The sequence below is a fragment of the Microcoleus sp. PH2017_09_SFU_O_A genome, assembly GCF_020738625.1.
Taxonomy (GTDB): Bacteria; Cyanobacteriota; Cyanobacteriia; order Cyanobacteriales; family Microcoleaceae; genus Microcoleus.
In genome coordinates, this window is sequence record NZ_JAEQCF010000043.1 from 26,809 (window position 1) to 43,834 (window position 17,026).

Annotated in this window: 10 protein-coding genes; 3 read left to right on the forward strand and 7 right to left on the reverse strand. The window is 46.4% G+C overall.

The features are described from left to right. Window positions 1-272 precede the first annotated feature (272 nt). The 3 genes from JGK16_RS17145 (at window position 273) to JGK16_RS17155 (ending at window position 6,608) form a co-directional block, all read left to right on the forward strand. Entirely contained in the window at window positions 273-2,372 is a 2,100-nt protein-coding gene (locus JGK16_RS17145; RefSeq protein WP_293191461.1) for a GAF domain-containing protein, read from the forward strand. A gap of 414 nt (window positions 2,373-2,786) precedes the next feature. Then, window positions 2,787-4,514 carry a diflavin flavoprotein gene (locus JGK16_RS17150; RefSeq protein ID WP_293185758.1) on the forward strand — a complete coding sequence of 576 codons (1,728 nt, stop codon included), beginning with the start codon at window positions 2,787-2,789 and terminating at the stop codon, window positions 4,512-4,514. Between the two features lie 348 nt (window positions 4,515-4,862). After that, entirely contained in the window at window positions 4,863-6,608 is a 1,746-nt protein-coding gene (locus JGK16_RS17155) for a diflavin flavoprotein (RefSeq protein ID WP_293185760.1), read from the forward strand. A gap of 158 nt (window positions 6,609-6,766) precedes the next feature. On the opposite strand, the gene JGK16_RS17160 is transcribed toward JGK16_RS17155, so the two are convergent. From JGK16_RS17160 to JGK16_RS17190, 7 genes are all read right to left on the reverse strand, one after another. Further along, a complete protein-coding gene (locus JGK16_RS17160) occupies window positions 6,767-8,218 on the reverse strand; it encodes a methyl-accepting chemotaxis protein (RefSeq protein ID WP_293191463.1) in 1,452 nt (483 codons plus the stop codon). Between the two features lie 635 nt (window positions 8,219-8,853). Next, complete coding sequence (pgsA, locus tag JGK16_RS17165; protein WP_293185762.1) at window positions 8,854-9,372, reverse strand: CDP-diacylglycerol--glycerol-3-phosphate 3-phosphatidyltransferase; 519 nt, start codon at window positions 9,370-9,372, stop codon at window positions 8,854-8,856. Continuing rightward, window positions 9,369-9,494, reverse strand: coding sequence for a hypothetical protein (locus JGK16_RS17170; protein WP_293203295.1), 126 nt, complete (start codon window positions 9,492-9,494; stop codon window positions 9,369-9,371). Before JGK16_RS17170 ends, pgsA begins: the two co-directional genes overlap by 4 nt. A gap of 340 nt (window positions 9,495-9,834) precedes the next feature. Continuing rightward, complete coding sequence (locus tag JGK16_RS17175; protein ID WP_293191465.1) at window positions 9,835-10,545, reverse strand: sugar transferase; 711 nt, start codon at window positions 10,543-10,545, stop codon at window positions 9,835-9,837. A gap of 394 nt (window positions 10,546-10,939) precedes the next feature. After that, the gene (locus JGK16_RS17180; protein ID WP_293191467.1) at window positions 10,940-15,280 is read right to left on the reverse strand and encodes a hypothetical protein; all 4,341 of its coding nucleotides are present in this window, start codon (window positions 15,278-15,280) and stop codon (window positions 10,940-10,942) included. 221 nt (window positions 15,281-15,501) lie between these two features. Continuing rightward, a complete protein-coding gene (locus tag JGK16_RS17185; RefSeq protein WP_293191469.1) occupies window positions 15,502-16,674 on the reverse strand; it encodes an RNA-guided endonuclease TnpB family protein in 1,173 nt (390 codons plus the stop codon). Window positions 16,675-16,756: 82 nt separating this feature from the next. Continuing rightward, window positions 16,757-16,981 (reverse strand): hypothetical protein, encoded by a 225-nt coding sequence (locus tag JGK16_RS17190; protein ID WP_293203297.1) that lies wholly within the window; start codon window positions 16,979-16,981, stop codon window positions 16,757-16,759. Window positions 16,982-17,026: the final 45 nt, after the last annotated feature.

Below are 17,026 nucleotides of genomic sequence, written 5' to 3' on the forward strand. Positions count from 1 at the left end.
TAGATTAATTTTATTCGCTTAGGGGGACGGTTAACTCTAATTGACATCTGACGAAAAAGATGGCGCGTGCCTCATTAGTATTGTCGGCTCCTTGACCATAATTATTATTTATAAATATTTGTAAAGCAAATAATTGCTATGCTCGGGATATATCATTTATAATGTTTTAATATCGTCCTAAATTCGTGGTAGCGACGATCTGCTGTTGGCGGGGTAAGCAAATGTGTAAACAACCAGAGTCTATCAAAATACTGTACAAGTGCTGAGTAAATATGTCTTTAAAAATACAACAACAAGAAACCCCCTGGCAGAGACTGACTGCGCGGTTGCCTGAATCAGGTAACTGGAATCAAGAAGAAGGTCTTTCGCTGCCGGAAGTAGACCAACAAAAAGCCATCATCGTGCAGATGCAGCAGCAAGTTCAGCTATCAAACTTGCTCAACGAAATTAATAACGAAATTCGCAGCACCCTTGATATAGAACAGATTTTAACATCGGCGTGCCGATTGCTGGGGCAAGCGCTACAGTGCAGCCGCGCGAGTATTTTAGTCAAAGAATCCAATACAGAAAAAACGTTAGTCACGCGGGGAGAGTACAACGCGGGAGACTATCCCATACAACTGGGGATGAAAGTACCGATTACTGACAACCCGCACTTGGCCGCAGTCGTGTCTGGACAAGAGTCGCTAGCATTGACGAAGTTTCTGGATTTTCCGGGGTTAAATGCACAAACCCGAAAAATTGCCGAGACTTTGGAAATTAAGTCAATGCTGGCAGTCGCTACTCGCTATCAAGGTGAAGTGAATGGCATAATTGGCTTGCATCAGTGCGATCGCGAACGGGAATGGACTGATTGGGAACGGCAACTGTTAGAAGGGGTAGCATCGCAATTGGCGATCGCGATCAATCAAGCCAAACTCTACAGCAAAACCCGCCGTCAAGCCGAACGAGAATCTCTGCTGCGACTGATTGGCAACCAAATTCGCAGTACCCTGGATCTGGGAACTATCCTGCAAACAGCGGTGAGAGAAGTCCGCCAATGGTTGCAGTGCGATCGGGTAATTATCTATCAGTTTCAAGATAACTGGCAAGGAACAGTTGTCGTTGAAGATATGACAGTTCCTTGGCCTTCCATTTTAGGAGATATGGGGGAAGATAAGTGTTTTAGGGGAAATTATGCCGATCTTTACCAGCAAGGGCGAGTCAAAGCAATTAATGATATTTTTCAGGCCGGTTTAGAGCCTTGTCACGTTGATTTTTTAGACAGCTTGCAGGTAAAAGCTAATCTGATCGTACCGATTGTTACATCCCAAAGCGCAGACAATTCACTTTCTACAGACATAAATTCTCCTGTAAAATTTCCCGGTAAACTGTGGGGTTTGCTGATTGCTCACGAGTGCGGCGATACGCGAAATTGGCAGCGCCAAGAAATGGAGTTGCTGTCGCAGCTAGCCGACCAAATGGCGATCGCGATTCAGCAAGCAGAACTTTACAGCCAAGTCCGAGAAGCGGCAGTCAAATCTCAAGCTCAAACCCAGCAATTGCAAGCAGCCCTCCAAGAATTGCGATCGGCGCAGCAGCAATTGATTCAAAGCGAAAAAATGTCTGGTTTGGGGCAAATGGTAGCGGGAATTGCTCACGAAATCAACAATGCCAACAATTTCATTCACGCTAACTTGTTTCACGCTCAAGAATATTTTAAAGTCTTAAACGAAGCTCTAGAATTGTGCGGGAATGCCTGCCCAGAAGCAGCGGAGGCAATTGTCAGAATCAATGAAGAACTAGAACTCGATTACGTTCGAGATGACTTTGGCAAACTGCTCAATTCGATGCGGGAAGGCAGCAGCAGGATTAGAGCGATCGTGATGACGCTGCGAAATTTTTCTCGCTTAGATCACGCAGAATTTAAAGCTGTGGATTTGCATGAAGGTTTGGAAAGCAGTTTATTGATGCTGCAAAATAAACTAAAATCAAATATAAAAATTGACAAGCAATACGGAAATCTGCCCCCAGTCAAATGTCATGCCGGTCAAATCAACCAAGTATTTTATAATTTGATTGACAATGCCTTAGATGCGATCGACTCAGCCGACAAACCCGGAGAATTAACAATCCGCAGTTGGCTAAGCGAGCCGGACTGGGTAACAATCTCTGTACGCGATACGGGAAGTGGCATTCCGGCGCAGATTCAAGACAAGATTTTCGATCCGTTTTTTACGACTAAACCTGTGGGGAAAGGTACTGGCTTAGGACTTTCGGTATGCTATCAGGTAATTGTACAAGCTCACGGCGGCCGGATTCGGTGCGTCAGTCAGGTTGGTGAAGGCACTGAGTTGATTGTGGAGTTACCACTTACTAATCAGAAGGGATAAGATTTGTCATATTATTTCCTCCGAGAACTCCCACAATAAAATTCGATCGTTGGCCCCAACGTAACAACACTTCGGAGAGTTTCAGGGCCGCCCTATGAGCGGCTAGAAACCCGGTTTCTACGAGTTTTTTGTTGGGAACGAGAAATATACGAAGAAACCGGGTTTCTGAGGTCGCGGGTGCGTGTATTTTTTTTTAGCTCGATCGGCAAAATCATAATTTTGTCAAGACCCGATCGGTAGATTTGTGCAAAAACTGGCGTGAAGCGAATCTATCGGGTAGGGAATCGCCCAACTCAAACATTAATAACTTTGAAGTTACTTAACAGCATCATAAGAAATTTTATGAAGATTTACAAAAGAAACGTGTCAGAATGGAAACAATAAGGTAATGGATAACAGACAAGGAGGCAGAGTATGGTAGCCCTGACTGAACGAGTCCAACGCAGATTGACGGTGGAAAAGGTCGAAATTGCCTCTGATACAACGGCAATTCGATGCCTGGACTGGGATAGAGACCGTTTTGACATCGAATTCGGGCTCAAAAACGGTACAACTTACAACTCTTTCATCATTCGCGGCGAAAAAACAGCCCTCGTAGATACCTCGCACGAGAAGTTTCGCCAGCAATATATGGACACTCTGAAGGGGGAAATTGACCCGAAAGAGATTGATTATCTAATTATCAGCCACACTGAACCAGACCACAGCGGTTTGGTGAAAGATGTGCTGGCTTTGGCACCCCAGGCGATTGTCGTGGGGGCGAAGGTAGCAATTCAATTTTTAGAAAACCTGATACACCAGCCATTTGAGCGACTTGTAGTCAAAAATGGGGACAAACTAGATTTAGGAAACGGCCACGTTATCGAATTTGTGTCGGCGCCGAATTTGCACTGGCCTGATACTATTTTCAGCTACGACAGCAAAACTCAGGTGATGTTCACCTGCGATGCTTTCGGGATGCACTACTGTTCTGACAGTACCTATGATGACGATTTAGCGGCGGTTGAGGAGGATTATCACTTTTATTATGAGTGTTTGATGGCTCCAAATGCTCGATCGGTACTGAGTGCAATGAAGCGGATGGCCGAGTTGGGAGAAATCGGTACGGTGGCAACCGGTCACGGGCCGCTGCTCAGGTACAATGTGGTGGAACTTACCGGACGTTACAAAAAGTGGAGCCAAGAACAAGCTAAGGCAGAAACCACTGTAGCGGTATTTTACACTTCTGATTACGGATTTAGCGATCGCCTCGCCCAAGCCATTGCCCACGGGATTACCAAAACCGGTGTCGCCGTAGAAATGATGGACTTGAAAACCGCCGAATTGCAGGAAGTGCGGGAACTTGTCGGTAGCGCTGCGGGGATTGTGATTTGTTCGCCACCGAGTAATGGCGCTGCTGCGGAGAATGCCGAAGCTGCTATTAACACAATTTTAGTTGCAGCTAACAACAAACAATCCTTCGGTTTGTGCGAATCCGGCGGTGGCGATGACGCATCGATTTATCCGCTGCGAAACAAGTTCAAAGAGTTGGGTTTGAAAGAAGCATTTCCCAACATTTTGATTAAAGAAGCGCCGACGGAAGCGATTTATCAAGTTTGCGACGAAGCCGGTACCGACTTGGGACAGTGGCTGTCGCGGGACAAGGCTGTCAAACAGATGAAATCCCTGGATAGCGATGTTGATAAAGCTTTGGGACGCATCAGCGGCGGATTGTACATTATTACTGCTCAAAAAGGCGAGGTTAGCAGTGCGATGTTGGCTTCTTGGGTGACGCAAGCCAGCTTTAAACCGCTGGGTTTAACTATAGCAGTTGCGAAGGATCGGGCGATCGAATCGATGATGCACGCGGGTGATAAGTTTGTACTCAACGTGCTGGAAGAAGGCAATTATCAAAGCTTGATGAAGCACTTTTTGAAGCGTTTTGCCCCAGGTGCCGATCGATTTGCCGGAGTTAAAACTCAACCTGCTACCAACGGTTCTCCGATTTTGACCGATGCTTTGGCCTACATGGAATGCGAAGTGGTCAGCAGGATGGAACTTTCGGATCATCATATCGTATATGCTACGGTCGATAGCGGCCGCGTCTCCAATCCCGAAGCACTGCCGGCAGTTCACCACCGCAAAGTCGGCAATCACTATTAGTCAGTTGACAGTTGACAGTTGACAGTTGACAGTTGACGGTTGTCAGTTGTCAGTTGACTGTTGAGTGTTGTCAAAAGCAAGAGAGAAATTAAACCCTCGAGTTTTTTGTCTTTCTTGTCTGAGTCAACACACTCCAAAGGTATTAGTAAGGTGCGTCAGCCGAAGTTTTATTCGAGTTAATCATCAACTATCTGCTGACGCACCCTACATTTAAACACAGGACGATGCTACTGTATTTCTTCCTTTCTCCCTCTGCGTCCTCTGCGTCCTCTGCGGTTAATAAAAAAAATCTCATTCACAAAATCAACAGTTTCCCCCTTGCAAACTTAATATAGATAGGTGCAATTAATGACTAATACTTTGACTCCTAGACTCGCATCTAATACCAAACCCCGCGACGTGCAGTTTGTCCCAATTGCCACAGATACCGCAGCAGTGCGATCGCGCACTTGGGACAGACTAAAATTTGAAGTAGAATATTCCCTGCAAAGGGGGACAACAGCCAACAGCTATCTCATTCAAGCTGACAAAACTGCTTTGTTCGACCCGCCGGGAGAATCTTTCACCCAAAATTATCTGGAATCTTTGCAGAAACGGGTGGACTTGAAAATGCTGGATTACATAATTTTGGGGCATTTCAATGCTAACAGATCCGTCACGATCAAAGCTTTGTTAGAATTGGCTCCACAAGTAGCTTTTGTTTGTACGAATCCGGCGGCTATTGGTTTGCGATCGGCTTTTCCCGAACAAGAGTTAAACATTATGATCGTTCGGGGTGAAGAAACTCTTGATTTAGGTAAAGGTCACAAATTAAAATTCCTGGCGACTCCGACTCCGCGCTGGCCTGATGAACTTTGCACCTACGATCCGCAAACTCGAATCGTGTTCACTGACAAATTTTTTGGTTCTCACGTTTGCGGCGATCAAGTATTTGATGAAGGCTGGAGCGTTTACAGCGAAGATCGGCGCTATTATTACGATTCCCTGCACGCATCTCAGGCGAAACAAGTGCTGACAGCAATGGATAAATTAGCTGATTTGCCAACAGCATTTTACGCTCCCGGTCACGGGCCGATCGTCCGTTACGGCCTCCACGAATTGAGCAATTTGTATCGGGAATGGAGCCAACAACAAAATTCAAAAGACTTGACAGTTGCTTTGATTTATGCTTCGGCTTACGGCAATACTGCTACTTTGGCGCAGGCGATCGCCAAAGGGATTACGAAGGCCGGTGTTGCTGTAGAAAGCATCAATTGCGAATTTGCCGAACCGGGAGAAATTCAAGAGGCGATCGAGAAATGTGCCGGATTTATCATCGGTACTCCGACGCTAGCCGGACACGCACCGACGCAAATTCAAACGGCTTTGGGAATTGTGTTGTCTACAGCAACTAAAAGCAAATTAGCGGGGGTTTTCGGTTCTTTTGGCTGGAGTGGCGAGGCGATCGACTTAGTGGAAGGAAAATTAAAAGATGCTGGCTATCGGATTGGATTTGAGCCGATTCGAGCCAAGTTTAAGCCGACGGCTGCGACGATTCACGAGTGCAAAGAAGCGGGAACGGATTTTGCTCAAGCCTTGATTAAGTCGCAAAAATTGCGGGCGCCGAAACCGCAGTTGACTGGTGGGAGCGATCGCACGGAACAAGCTGTAGGAAGATTGGTAGGTTCCCTGTGTGTACTGTCGGCGCGGCGCGGGGATGTCACGAGTGCGATGTTGGCTTCGTGGGTGTCGCAAGCCACGTTTAGCCCTCCGGGTTTGACGATTGCGGTGGCTAAAGATCGATCGATCGAAGCTTTGATGTACGCCGGAGATAAATTTGTGCTCAACATCTTAGCAGAAGGGCGACAGTTGCGGAAGTATTTCATGAAAAACTTTGCTCCGGGAGAAGACAGATTTGCCGGAGTTGAAACAACAGAAGCTAGCAACGGCTGTCCAGTTTTGACTGATGCTTTAGCTTATCTCGAATGCGAAGTGATCGGTCGGATGGAATGCGGGGATCACTGGGTGGTTTATGCGGCGGTTGAAAGCGGTCATTTGTTGAAAAATGACGGGGTGACAGCCGTGCACTACCGGAAATCGGGGAGTCATTATTAAGCTGCATAGGTACGTTGTTGCGCTTCAGCGCGCTCTTTCCTAAGATCCGGAAAGAGCGCTGAAGCGCAACAACATACCTTAGCCAGCCTTTTGGTAGTTTTATATATGCTATCCTGACAATTAAACCGCACCTTACAGCTTTTTACTTCTTCCTTCTACTAAGCCATTTTATTTAGTTCTGCTGCGGTTTGGTTGAGCAGTTCCGTACAAACTTTAACTTGAGCAATGCTAGTAGCAGTTTCTGTTGCTCCTAAATTAACATGGTTCATTGCTGCGAGCACTTGTTCAATTGCGATCGCCTGTTGGTTAGCATTTAGAGCAATTTGTTGATTGTTCAAAAATACCTTGTCTATCGCCTCTGCTACACCAGCAAAAATTTCTGTTGTCCCCCTAGCTTGTGTAATTCCTTGTGCTGCGGTTTTTGAACCTTCATCCGTTACCATCACCGTGTAGCCGATCGCAACTTGAATTTCTTTAGCTAGAACATTAATTTTATCGGCTGATTGTTTACTTTCATCAGCTAGTCGCCGAATTTCTGTCGCGACAACAGCAAAACCCTTGCCGTTTTCCCCAGCACGGACTGCTTCCACAGCAGCATTAAGAGCTAACATATTTGTTTGGTTAGCGAGATCGGCTACCAGGTCAGAAATCCCACTAATTTTAACAGTATTTTCGTTCAAGTATGTAATCTGTTTGGCGATCGCGTCTACTTTTTCTTGCAGAGTTACTATTCCCTTCATCGTCTTTTCTACAGATTGATTTCCAGACTCAGCTAGGGTTAGTGCTTGATGCGACGAGACTGCCGATGCTTCTGCTTGCTTGGCCGACAAAGACGATGCAACACTTAACTCGTTCATCGTCGCAGTAGTTTGATTCACAGCATTAGCTTGCTGAGATATCGTGTATTCTTGTCGCTCGACTGCGGCAGTAATTTCCATGGAAGAAGAAGCAATCTTCTTGACAGATTGCACTATGGGGTTAACAATATCGCGGCTGACGATCGCAGTCAAGATTGCTGCGGACAACAAAGCAAAACTCAGAGTACAGACTAGCAAAACTGTCAAACCCTGAATATTGGCTTCAATTTCCTGATGTTTTGTTTCGCCAACTTTTCGCTGGAGTTGGATTAGTTCTGAAAAAGCCTCAACTGTTTCGGCACCAAAAGGAGTTGTCGTAGCTGCGCGATACTCTGCTGCTTCCTTAAGTTTACCTGCTTGCTGCAACTCAAACCACTTAGGTCTGGCCGCAATATACCTGTGATAAGCATCTTGCAGCTTATGGAAAGCAACTTGCTCTTCTGCGGTGAGTTCGCCTTTGGCATATTCTCGCAGGTTATCGTCAATTATTTTGTATAATTGTGGCTCTTCGGTCAAAATGTCCGATCGCTTGGATGGTAAAACTAGAAACTGTGGGAAGCCGTAACGCAGCTTCCACAAAGCTGACTCTGAGTTGGCTAGAGCCACCGTCCCCTTAACTTGATATGCGTACATTTTCTCCGCATCTTGTGCTAATTCAACAGTATTCCGCCAACCCACAAATCCGACTACTGCGAGTAAAGCCGTCAAAGCTCCAAAGCTAGCCAACAATTTAGCCCGAATTCCTAAGTTCATTATTTTTGCTAATTTGCAATAGAGTATTTCCTAGCAGCGCTATTAATAGCAGTTATGGACGCACCAACATTCAATAGACTTGCATGGCATTCATTAGCTCGCTTTTCTTTGAACGATCTGCGTTCATCTGCGTCGATCTGCCTTACATCTGCGGTTGACTGATATGTTAACCGCAGATACAATTCCAGTCTAGTCAACTACTGTTTCAATTGTGGCGATCGCAATCCAGGATATTTTTGGGTCAATTATGGACGCAAGAACGCCACAGATTGGCTCTTCCCACATTGGGCGCCCTCGGTTTTTACTTGTTTTTATAGAGCTATTAAGCTATAAATTATACTTTTATACCGCGTGTTAAGTAATGAAAAACTTTTTTAAAGGCATAATTTATTACTGTAAGGATGGATTATTCTCAGTAATTATACTGTGTGAGCCTATTCCTAAGCGGGTGCGGAATGTGCGATCTCAAGCATGGCAATTTGCCATACCACAAAGTGCTTGTATAGCAGATTAGTGCATCCAGAATTCTTCGTCAAAAACGTTTTTGTGTACATTCCAGCAAAGTTCGATCGCCCGTTGCGACCTTAGCTAGCTAGAATATCCAATTTGTATTCAAACCAATAACTTGCTCATCCTTACTTTTCCTCAGCAGTCTTGGACGGCCAGAGATAGATAGCGCCAGAAATTAAAGTTAAACCCACAGAAACCCAAAACGCAATTAATGCCGGAACGTTCCAGTCTTCGGAGAGGGGAGCGATTAAAAGTGCGATCGCCACAATCTGACTCACCGTCTTCAACTTGCCCCAAATATTAGCTCCCGAAATCGTAGTTTTATTAACACGCCACCCCGCAATTGTCAACTCCCGCCCCAAAATTAAAAACACTGCCCAAGCCGGGACTTTACCCAACTCAATCAATACTAAAAGCGGTGCGAGTACCAACAATTTATCCACCAAAGGGTCGAGAAACTTACCCAAATCGGTAATTTGGTTCAGCTTTCTAGCCAAATACCCGTCCAGCCAATCAGTAGCCGCCGCTACCACAAAAATCGCGGTACAAATCCAACGGCTTTGCGCGCTTGGGTCGTACAAACCGTAGAGCAGAAACGGCACTCCCAATAAGCGAGAAAAAGTAATCAAATTAGGCAAATTCATAAGACAGTTAATAGTTGACAGTTGACAGTTGACAGTTGACAGTTGACAGCTTGTCCGAAGAACGCAGTCGAAGAGTTGACAGTTGACAGCCTGCCCCCCGATCGCAGTCGAAGAGGGAGCATCTCAGTTTTGCAAGAAGCATTTTTTATGGTAGTGCGAGCGTCCCCGCTCGCGTGCTTATACAAGCACGCGAGCTTAAGAGCTCGCACTGTAAATGCAAAACTGAGATGCCCCCGATCGCAGTCGAAGAGAGCTGGTCGTTGGGCTGACAGTTGACCGAAAGAAGAAAGATGAAGGAATAAAAGAATAGTAAAAAAATTAAGGGCAAGCTTTTTACAAGCTTGCCCTTAATTTAGCATTTTTTGGTAGCTGTTTAACTTTGAGCAAAACAGCTTTTAACTTAATATTCATCTAATCGAAGCTCACAAAAAACAACCCAAAACAACCGATCGACTAAATCAATTAACACGCACCGTGTTTATTCAATACAACCCAAATAGTTTTGCAAATCAGGCTGATGTCGTAGACAACAGACCACTTGCGCTGATAGTCTAGATCCATGTGCACAATATCGTCAAAGTCTTTAACTCCAGAGCGTCCGTTGACTTGCCACTCCCCAGTCAGACCGGGTTTGACATTTAAACGCTGCCAGTGAAAGTCCTCGTAGCCTGCGACCTCATCGGGAGTTGGCGGTCGAGTTCCCACCAAACTCATGTCCCCGACTAGCACGTTCCAGAATTGAGGCAACTCGTCCAAGCTCGTGCACCGCAAAAAGCGACCGATGGGGGTAATTCGCGGGTCATTATCATTCTTGAAAATGTGACCCTTGGCTTGGTTGGTAACTAGGTGTTTGAGATTTTCTGCACCTACAACCATCGATCGAAATTTCCAGATTCTGAAATGCCGTCCTTTGAAGCCACAGCGAACCTGACTGTACAGCAGCGGGCCCCGACTGTCCAAAAGCATCACTAGCGCTACCGGCACGGCTAACGCCACAGCAATTGCCAGTCCTAACAACGAGCCCAAAATATCGATCGACCGCTTGACCTTACTTGTTACGGATCGGTGAAGTGGCTGTTTTGATACACAAACTCTGTAAGTAGGTTTCGGAATAAATAACGAAAGCATTTCTGATAACACTGATAATTTAGAAGCACCCATCACAAATTTCATCTGATTAGTCTCAAGATTTAACAAGATGATCTCACGTCTATCTTATGAGACTCTCCCGATCGCGAGAAGAGGAACTCCAGGGCTTTGCACAATCTTTAAAAAGCTGCTACTCTTTTATAAAGTTTGTGTGTATTTATTTTAAAAATGTATAAATTTTAGGTAAAATTAACTAGATTCAACAAAAAAAGTGAGTTTTTGAGCGCCACAAACCCGGTTTTTATAAGCAATATTCGGGAAGAAAGGGATAATTCGCCTCAGAAAACCGGTTTTTTGCAGTTTACCAGAAAGAATCGGTTGAAAGCCCGCCCGCCTTCGAGAGAGAAATTAAAATCAGACTATTCATTACTCCAATCCTCGGACTTAAGGGTAGAGTTCGCTCTCCTTCGGTCAACTGTCAACTGTCAACTGTTGAACGATCGATATCCGTGGACATATCCCAAGCAATTGTTAGTGGCTCCAACAATTTTTGCTGGCTGCTAGAGGCAAGTTTGCCTAAATATTCGCGAACAACAGAGGCGTGTTCCACATTCAAACGATAACCCCGCGAAACATCTTCAAAGAAAAGCGGCTCCGCCAAAATTGCTTGCCAATCCGGATTTTGCCTCGACTCCTCGGCTAGCAGCATGAAATCTTCCTCCTCTGGCAAAAGCCCCGCCGGCAATCTTCCTTCCAAAATCCCCAGAATTCGGGGCTCGCAGGTGCGGGTGTTCACGCCCTGGCGTTCGAGCAACTGCAAAATTTCCTCAAAGCTCAGAGTTTTCTTACCCAAAACCTGCATTAATTCCCACAGCAGAAAAAAGTCGCTGTACTGTTGCTGTCGCACATCCAAAATTTGAGGATAGAGAGCTAAACTTGCCAACCCGCAGGCAACTTGACCGCTTTTTTTTGAAGAGTTTGTGCTTTGAAATACGGAATTTGAGGCGAAATTGTAAATTTCCGAAATATCTCGATCGCTCTCCAATTCGCGATCTTGAACCACGATCGCATTCGGCAGCTTTTGCCGCAACCAGCGGGCGATCGCAGGCCAACCACCCATGCCCCCAGTACAAATCGCCTGATTGATTCGGGCAGGCGACATTCCCGCACGGCTGAGCAAAGCATTCAATTCACGATTCAACTGCTGTACAAAAGGCACTAAAACTAAACTTTCCAAATCTCGACGCTTCACATCCCAATGCTGCTGGTCAATATCAAAAACACAACTTTCTTGATGTTGCAAAATAACTTTCAAATGCCTTGCAGCCTCTAACAATTGCAGACCAAAATCTGAACCTTGCAACCGCTGCTGCAATTGATAGCGACTCGGCAAATCTGGATGCCCTGGACGCGGCAAATCGATCGACATTCCCCAAGTTTCATTCTTAGCCAACAACTGACAAATAATATCTTGATCGAAAGCATTGCCAGCCGCATCAAAACTTTGGCAAGTAAAATCAGCACGAGTTAAATTTTGAAGATTTTCCTGCAACTCAACTACAGCTAATTCCACCGTGGCAGCCCCCGCATTCACAATCAAAGTTCCCCCGCTAAAAGAGGAAGCATTGACAGTTAGCGGTGCAGCTTCTGCAAGGGAGCTTTCAATAGTATCCATTGCCGCAGATTGCACTCCTGTGGCATTTTTTATAGGAGTTACAGCAGCAACCAAAGTGGCGATCGCATCGGGAACCACAAAAATTTGCGCGCCCGAAGCCACCAGATCCGCGCCCAAAACAGCCTCCCGCAGGTTAAACCCATAGGCCTGAGACCAGCTTGCTGGAGTCCCCAAAATCACGCCCTGCAAGTCTTGCAGCGCCGCATCCAGAATTTCTGGCGTCAGTCCCGAAGCTTTACAGATTAAATGGGAAATTGGCAATAGAGCAGAATTCGCCTCCGGGCTGGCAGAATCCAAAACTTCCGGCGATGTGCGAAATTTTTTCCCCTGGTGCTTTCGATTCAAAGTAGCCAGCAGCGCCCGCACAGCGTGCAGCGGTAGGGCGATCGACACAGCCAGATCGGATGACCACTGCAACAGCGGTTCGTACATCCCACCAGTTGCCCGCTGATAAGGAATGCCCACCTTTAAAGGCAATTTAAAATTTTGCAATAAAAATTCTCCCGCACGCAAATCCAACTGCGGGGATCCCACTGACTTGACTGTCACCTGCGGGCCGCTGGTGGCGGTTGGGGCTGTTTCCTCGATCGCCGCGACTGAGGGAATCCGAAAGCTCGCGCTGGCTGCGGAAACCTCAGCCTGGGCTGTTTCCCAGTAAATTGGGTGCAACTGGCCGCTGGCGCGATCGAGCAAAGCCGCCGACAGCCCGCTGGAACCAAAATCAAGGCCCAAATACCAGAGAGAATTCGGGCGTTTTTGGGATTGAGAGGATGAAGGGGCGATCGCACCTGGAACAGAATGTAGCGCTGACTCTTGCTGCTGCCCAACAGCAAACTCTCTAGATTCGGTTATCTCCTCAACAACCCCGGCTTTACTCTGTCTGGAAATTAGGTTTTTTTTTTGACTTTTTGGAGGATTTGACGGCAGTTCCTCGGTTTCCGGAGTTTGGGCCACTTCTGGATCGGTATCCTTCAAACTCGCCAAAATCTCGTCTAGCGTCAAATTCGATTCATCTTCACCAGCAAACAAATCATCCTCAAGTTCATCCTCCAAAACAAAGGGTTCATCTTCAGATGAAAGTTCCAACTCATCGGAGAACAAATCCTCCAGCGATCCGAGTTCTTCCTCCGCCGCTTCCGCAAAGGGATTGTCTGCACCGTCGTCAGGGGAACTCCCCAATAAATCCAAGTTGTTAGAAGCACTTGAAGTCGATCGCCTTGGAGCATTATTATCCGAACCCTCGAGATTGTAGAGGTCTGCCTCCAACAGTTCCATCGTACTCACATCCAACTTGAGAGCTCGATCCAGGTCATCTTCTAATGCCTCAACCGGCAGCAAATCCTCCTCCGGCGAAGCTTGGATGTAAACATCGTTGAGCCCTTGGGACGAGCTTCCAAAATCTCCAGTTTGAACATCACGGGCACTGGGTACACGGGTGTTCCTGGGTTGGTTCGAGCTAATTCGATCGCCCGCGCTCGCAGTCGGGGGCCCCTGCTCAGGACGCGGCCCCGGCACAGCAGCAGTGTCGAAATGCTCGCCTAGGTTTTGAGCCATTTCTAGATTTTCTCGATCGTCCAACTCAAGTTGAGGCTCGATCGAACTTAAGGCTGACGGTGCTGAAACTTCAGCTACTGTTGTAACTTGCGGTTCAAATAAATCTTCAGTATCTAAAGTTAGAGCCTCTACAGAATTACCGATTGCAAATTCTGAATCTTCATCTGCTAGAACATCTTCCAGCGATTCGCCTTCATCCAGTAGATTTGCAAACAAATCTTCCGCAGAATTTAGGGGTTCTGTAGTTTCACGCTCTGCCACTGATGGAGATAGTACCGCTTCTGTCGCGGCAGCACTTTCCGTATTTTCGATCGTGAAATCTTCCAGTTCTAATTCTAGTTCTGCGACTGTTTCTCCCGCGAACAAACTAGCGTACAAATCCTCAACATTTTCGTCATTTTCTGCTAAGAAATTTTCCGAATCAGCACCCGAAAAGCGAGTTGGCTGTGGAGGGATTTCCGGTGAAGAACCGAACAAATTATCTTCCAAATCCGGGAGCGAGAGAGGAGTTTCAATGCGATCGCGATCGCGCCTCAACTTTCCGAATTGCGAAGAAATTTCTGTCCCGGCGTAGGGCAATCTGTCTTGTTCTGGGAGTTCGCCACTGCGCTCTTCACTTTCGGCATCGGCTGATGAGTGGATCTTGGTATTTGAGAAGCCGCCAGTAGCAACAGAGCGATCGGATGCGGTTGGGGAACCTGTTTGGACATTTGCCAGGGCGATCGGCTGCTGCACGTAGGAAGAGGCTTCTCGTCCCAACTGTGCGACCAAGTGATTAACAAAAGTCGCGAACATTGCCTCGCTCTGCTGGCTCAAACCATGCATATTTTCAAGTCCTTGGGACAAGGAAGCTTGATAGCTTTGCAGATTTGCTTCCAAAGCCTCGAACACGATACCCATCGTAGAATCGAGCCTCATCAGCAGACTGTCAGCACTAGCTTGGAACCGTTGCATTTGCTCCAATCTCTGAGCCGGTGTTAGCAGCGGGAGTTCTTCTGAGGTTTGTGCGCTTAAAGCCGATTGCTGCGATTGTGCAGCAGTGCTTGGTAATAATTGATTTTCTAGGCTACCAAAAATTTGGGATAAATCGCGATCCAAGGTTTCTTCCAAGCGCCCCGTCAGTACCTGCAAGAATTCAGAAATGATTTGCTGTTGGTTTGCTTGTTGCTGAGCTAGGGATTGTTGTTGCTGCCGTTTTGCTTCTAGCTGTTTGATTTCTTGAATGAGGGCTTGTTGCTCTTGTCGCAGAGCTACTATTTCTTCTTGGAGCGGCCCCGTCAAACCCGATCGCAGGTTGGTGATTTCCTCAGTGACGGCAAGCATAATTTGCTCTGTTGCTGAGGGGCGATCGATCCTCGGGGGCATTTTGGGTACTGGAACTGGTTCCGGGCGGACAGTTGGGCTGGCGGGCCCCTTGCGGGCAGCTACCTTTGACTCTGAGGAAACCAGATAAGTGCGAACTCGCTCTAAAAGTTGGCGCTGGTGGACAGTATCGATCGAACCCGTCCAAGGCAAGCGGGGTGCGGGCTTGCTGAGTACCTCATCAATCTCAGCAATCAGTGCTTGAATTTTGTACTTCTGAGAATTCAAGGGCGGAACCTCTGGGAATGCGGCTAAGTAGAAACTTTATTGAAAAAAGATTGAAGTCAGGCGGCAGCTATGCCAATAGATAGAATAATCTGAATGTGAGTCCGTCAATAATTGACTAATATTTGCTGACAACTTTGAATTAACCTTTTGCTTTTGCCTTCGGTTGACTTCTATTGCCTTGACATCCACCCCGTCCTCTTATGAGCGGGGATTCCCAATCGTCACCGATCGGGTTTCTGCTTCATAGCACCCGCCCTAACAGACTTGCTCTGTTCGGGTCTTACGGTCGCTCCACAGACTGCAACGGCTAGCCCAGCCGCCAAAATATTTTTTGCAGCGTTAATATCGCGATCGTGGTTTATCCCACACTTAGGACATTCCCATTCTCGAACATTCAACGGCAATTTTTCAACAATGTGACCGCAGTTTCCACAGCGTTTAGAACTAGGAAACCAGCGGTCTATTTTTACAAACTCTCGCCCATACCACTCGCACTTGTAACTTAGTTGGCGAATCAACTCACCCCAACTAGCGTCACTAATAGCAAGAGCTAATTTATGGTTTTTCACCATATTCTTGATAGCTAAATCCTCAACTACAATCGTTTGGTTTTCACGAATAATTTGAGTTGTCAGCTTGTGCAAGAAGTCTTTGCGAATATCGACTATTTGTGAGTGGACTCTAGCCACTTCCAACTGTGCCTTGTATCGATTGTTACTTCCTTTTTGCTTTTTGGCTAGGGCTTTTTGCTTTCTTTTTAATTTTTTGCGAAGTTTTTTGAATTGTTTGGGATTAGCAATCTTGTCGCCATTACTGGTGGTAATCAGGCTAGCGATCCCTACATCCAATCCGATAGTTTTATCGGTTTTAGGAAGCGGTTTAATCGTATAGTCATTTACGAGTATGGAGACATACCAACGTCCAGCGGGTGTTAGTTTTACGGTAACAGTAGACGGGATGCACCCTTCGGGAATTTGCTGGCTCCAGCGAATAGGTAACGGATCGTTACACTTTGCGAGAAACAGTTGGCCATTTTTCCAACGGAAAGCTGATCTAGTAAATTCAGCGCTACCGCCGCTGTGCTTTTTCTTGAAATTAGGATATTTAGCTCGTCCTCCAAAGAAGTTGGTAAAAGCTGTTTGAAGGTGTCTAAGTCCTTGTTGAAGGGGTACACAACTAACTTCGTTCAGGAAATCAAGCTCTTCTTCTTGTTTCCAATTTGTTAGCATTGAGGAGGTTTCTTTGTATCCAACCCTCTCTTGACGCTCATACCAGGCTTCCGTGCGAGCGGCTAAAGCCTTGTTGTACACTAACCGAGTGCAACCCATTGTCCGTCGCAAGATATTTTCTTGCTCGGTGGTTGGGTAGAATCGGTAGCGGTAGGCTTTTTCCATCTTCACATAGTATCAGGTCTTTTGTAAGGCAATCGATTTGTTTTGTATATTTTTGTAAATCCGTTTTATAAGGACGGGGTTTCTACCCATTTTTCTGATGATAGGTTAGGCGGTACTTCCGCATCAAATGCCCGCTTCTGTTGACTGCAAGCGCTCTCCAATTCTGCGGCTGCTTTCCTTGTTTCCGGACACAGACAGGCGATACCCGAAGACGGATAGCAGCGATCGCCCGAACTGCCACTGCCTCACCCATAACCGCTCGTAAAAACATGGACAAAGCTACCCAAAAGTAGTCAATGTTAGACATCTACGTTAGTAATTTTAGTCCACAGTCCTAAAACTACAGGAATAA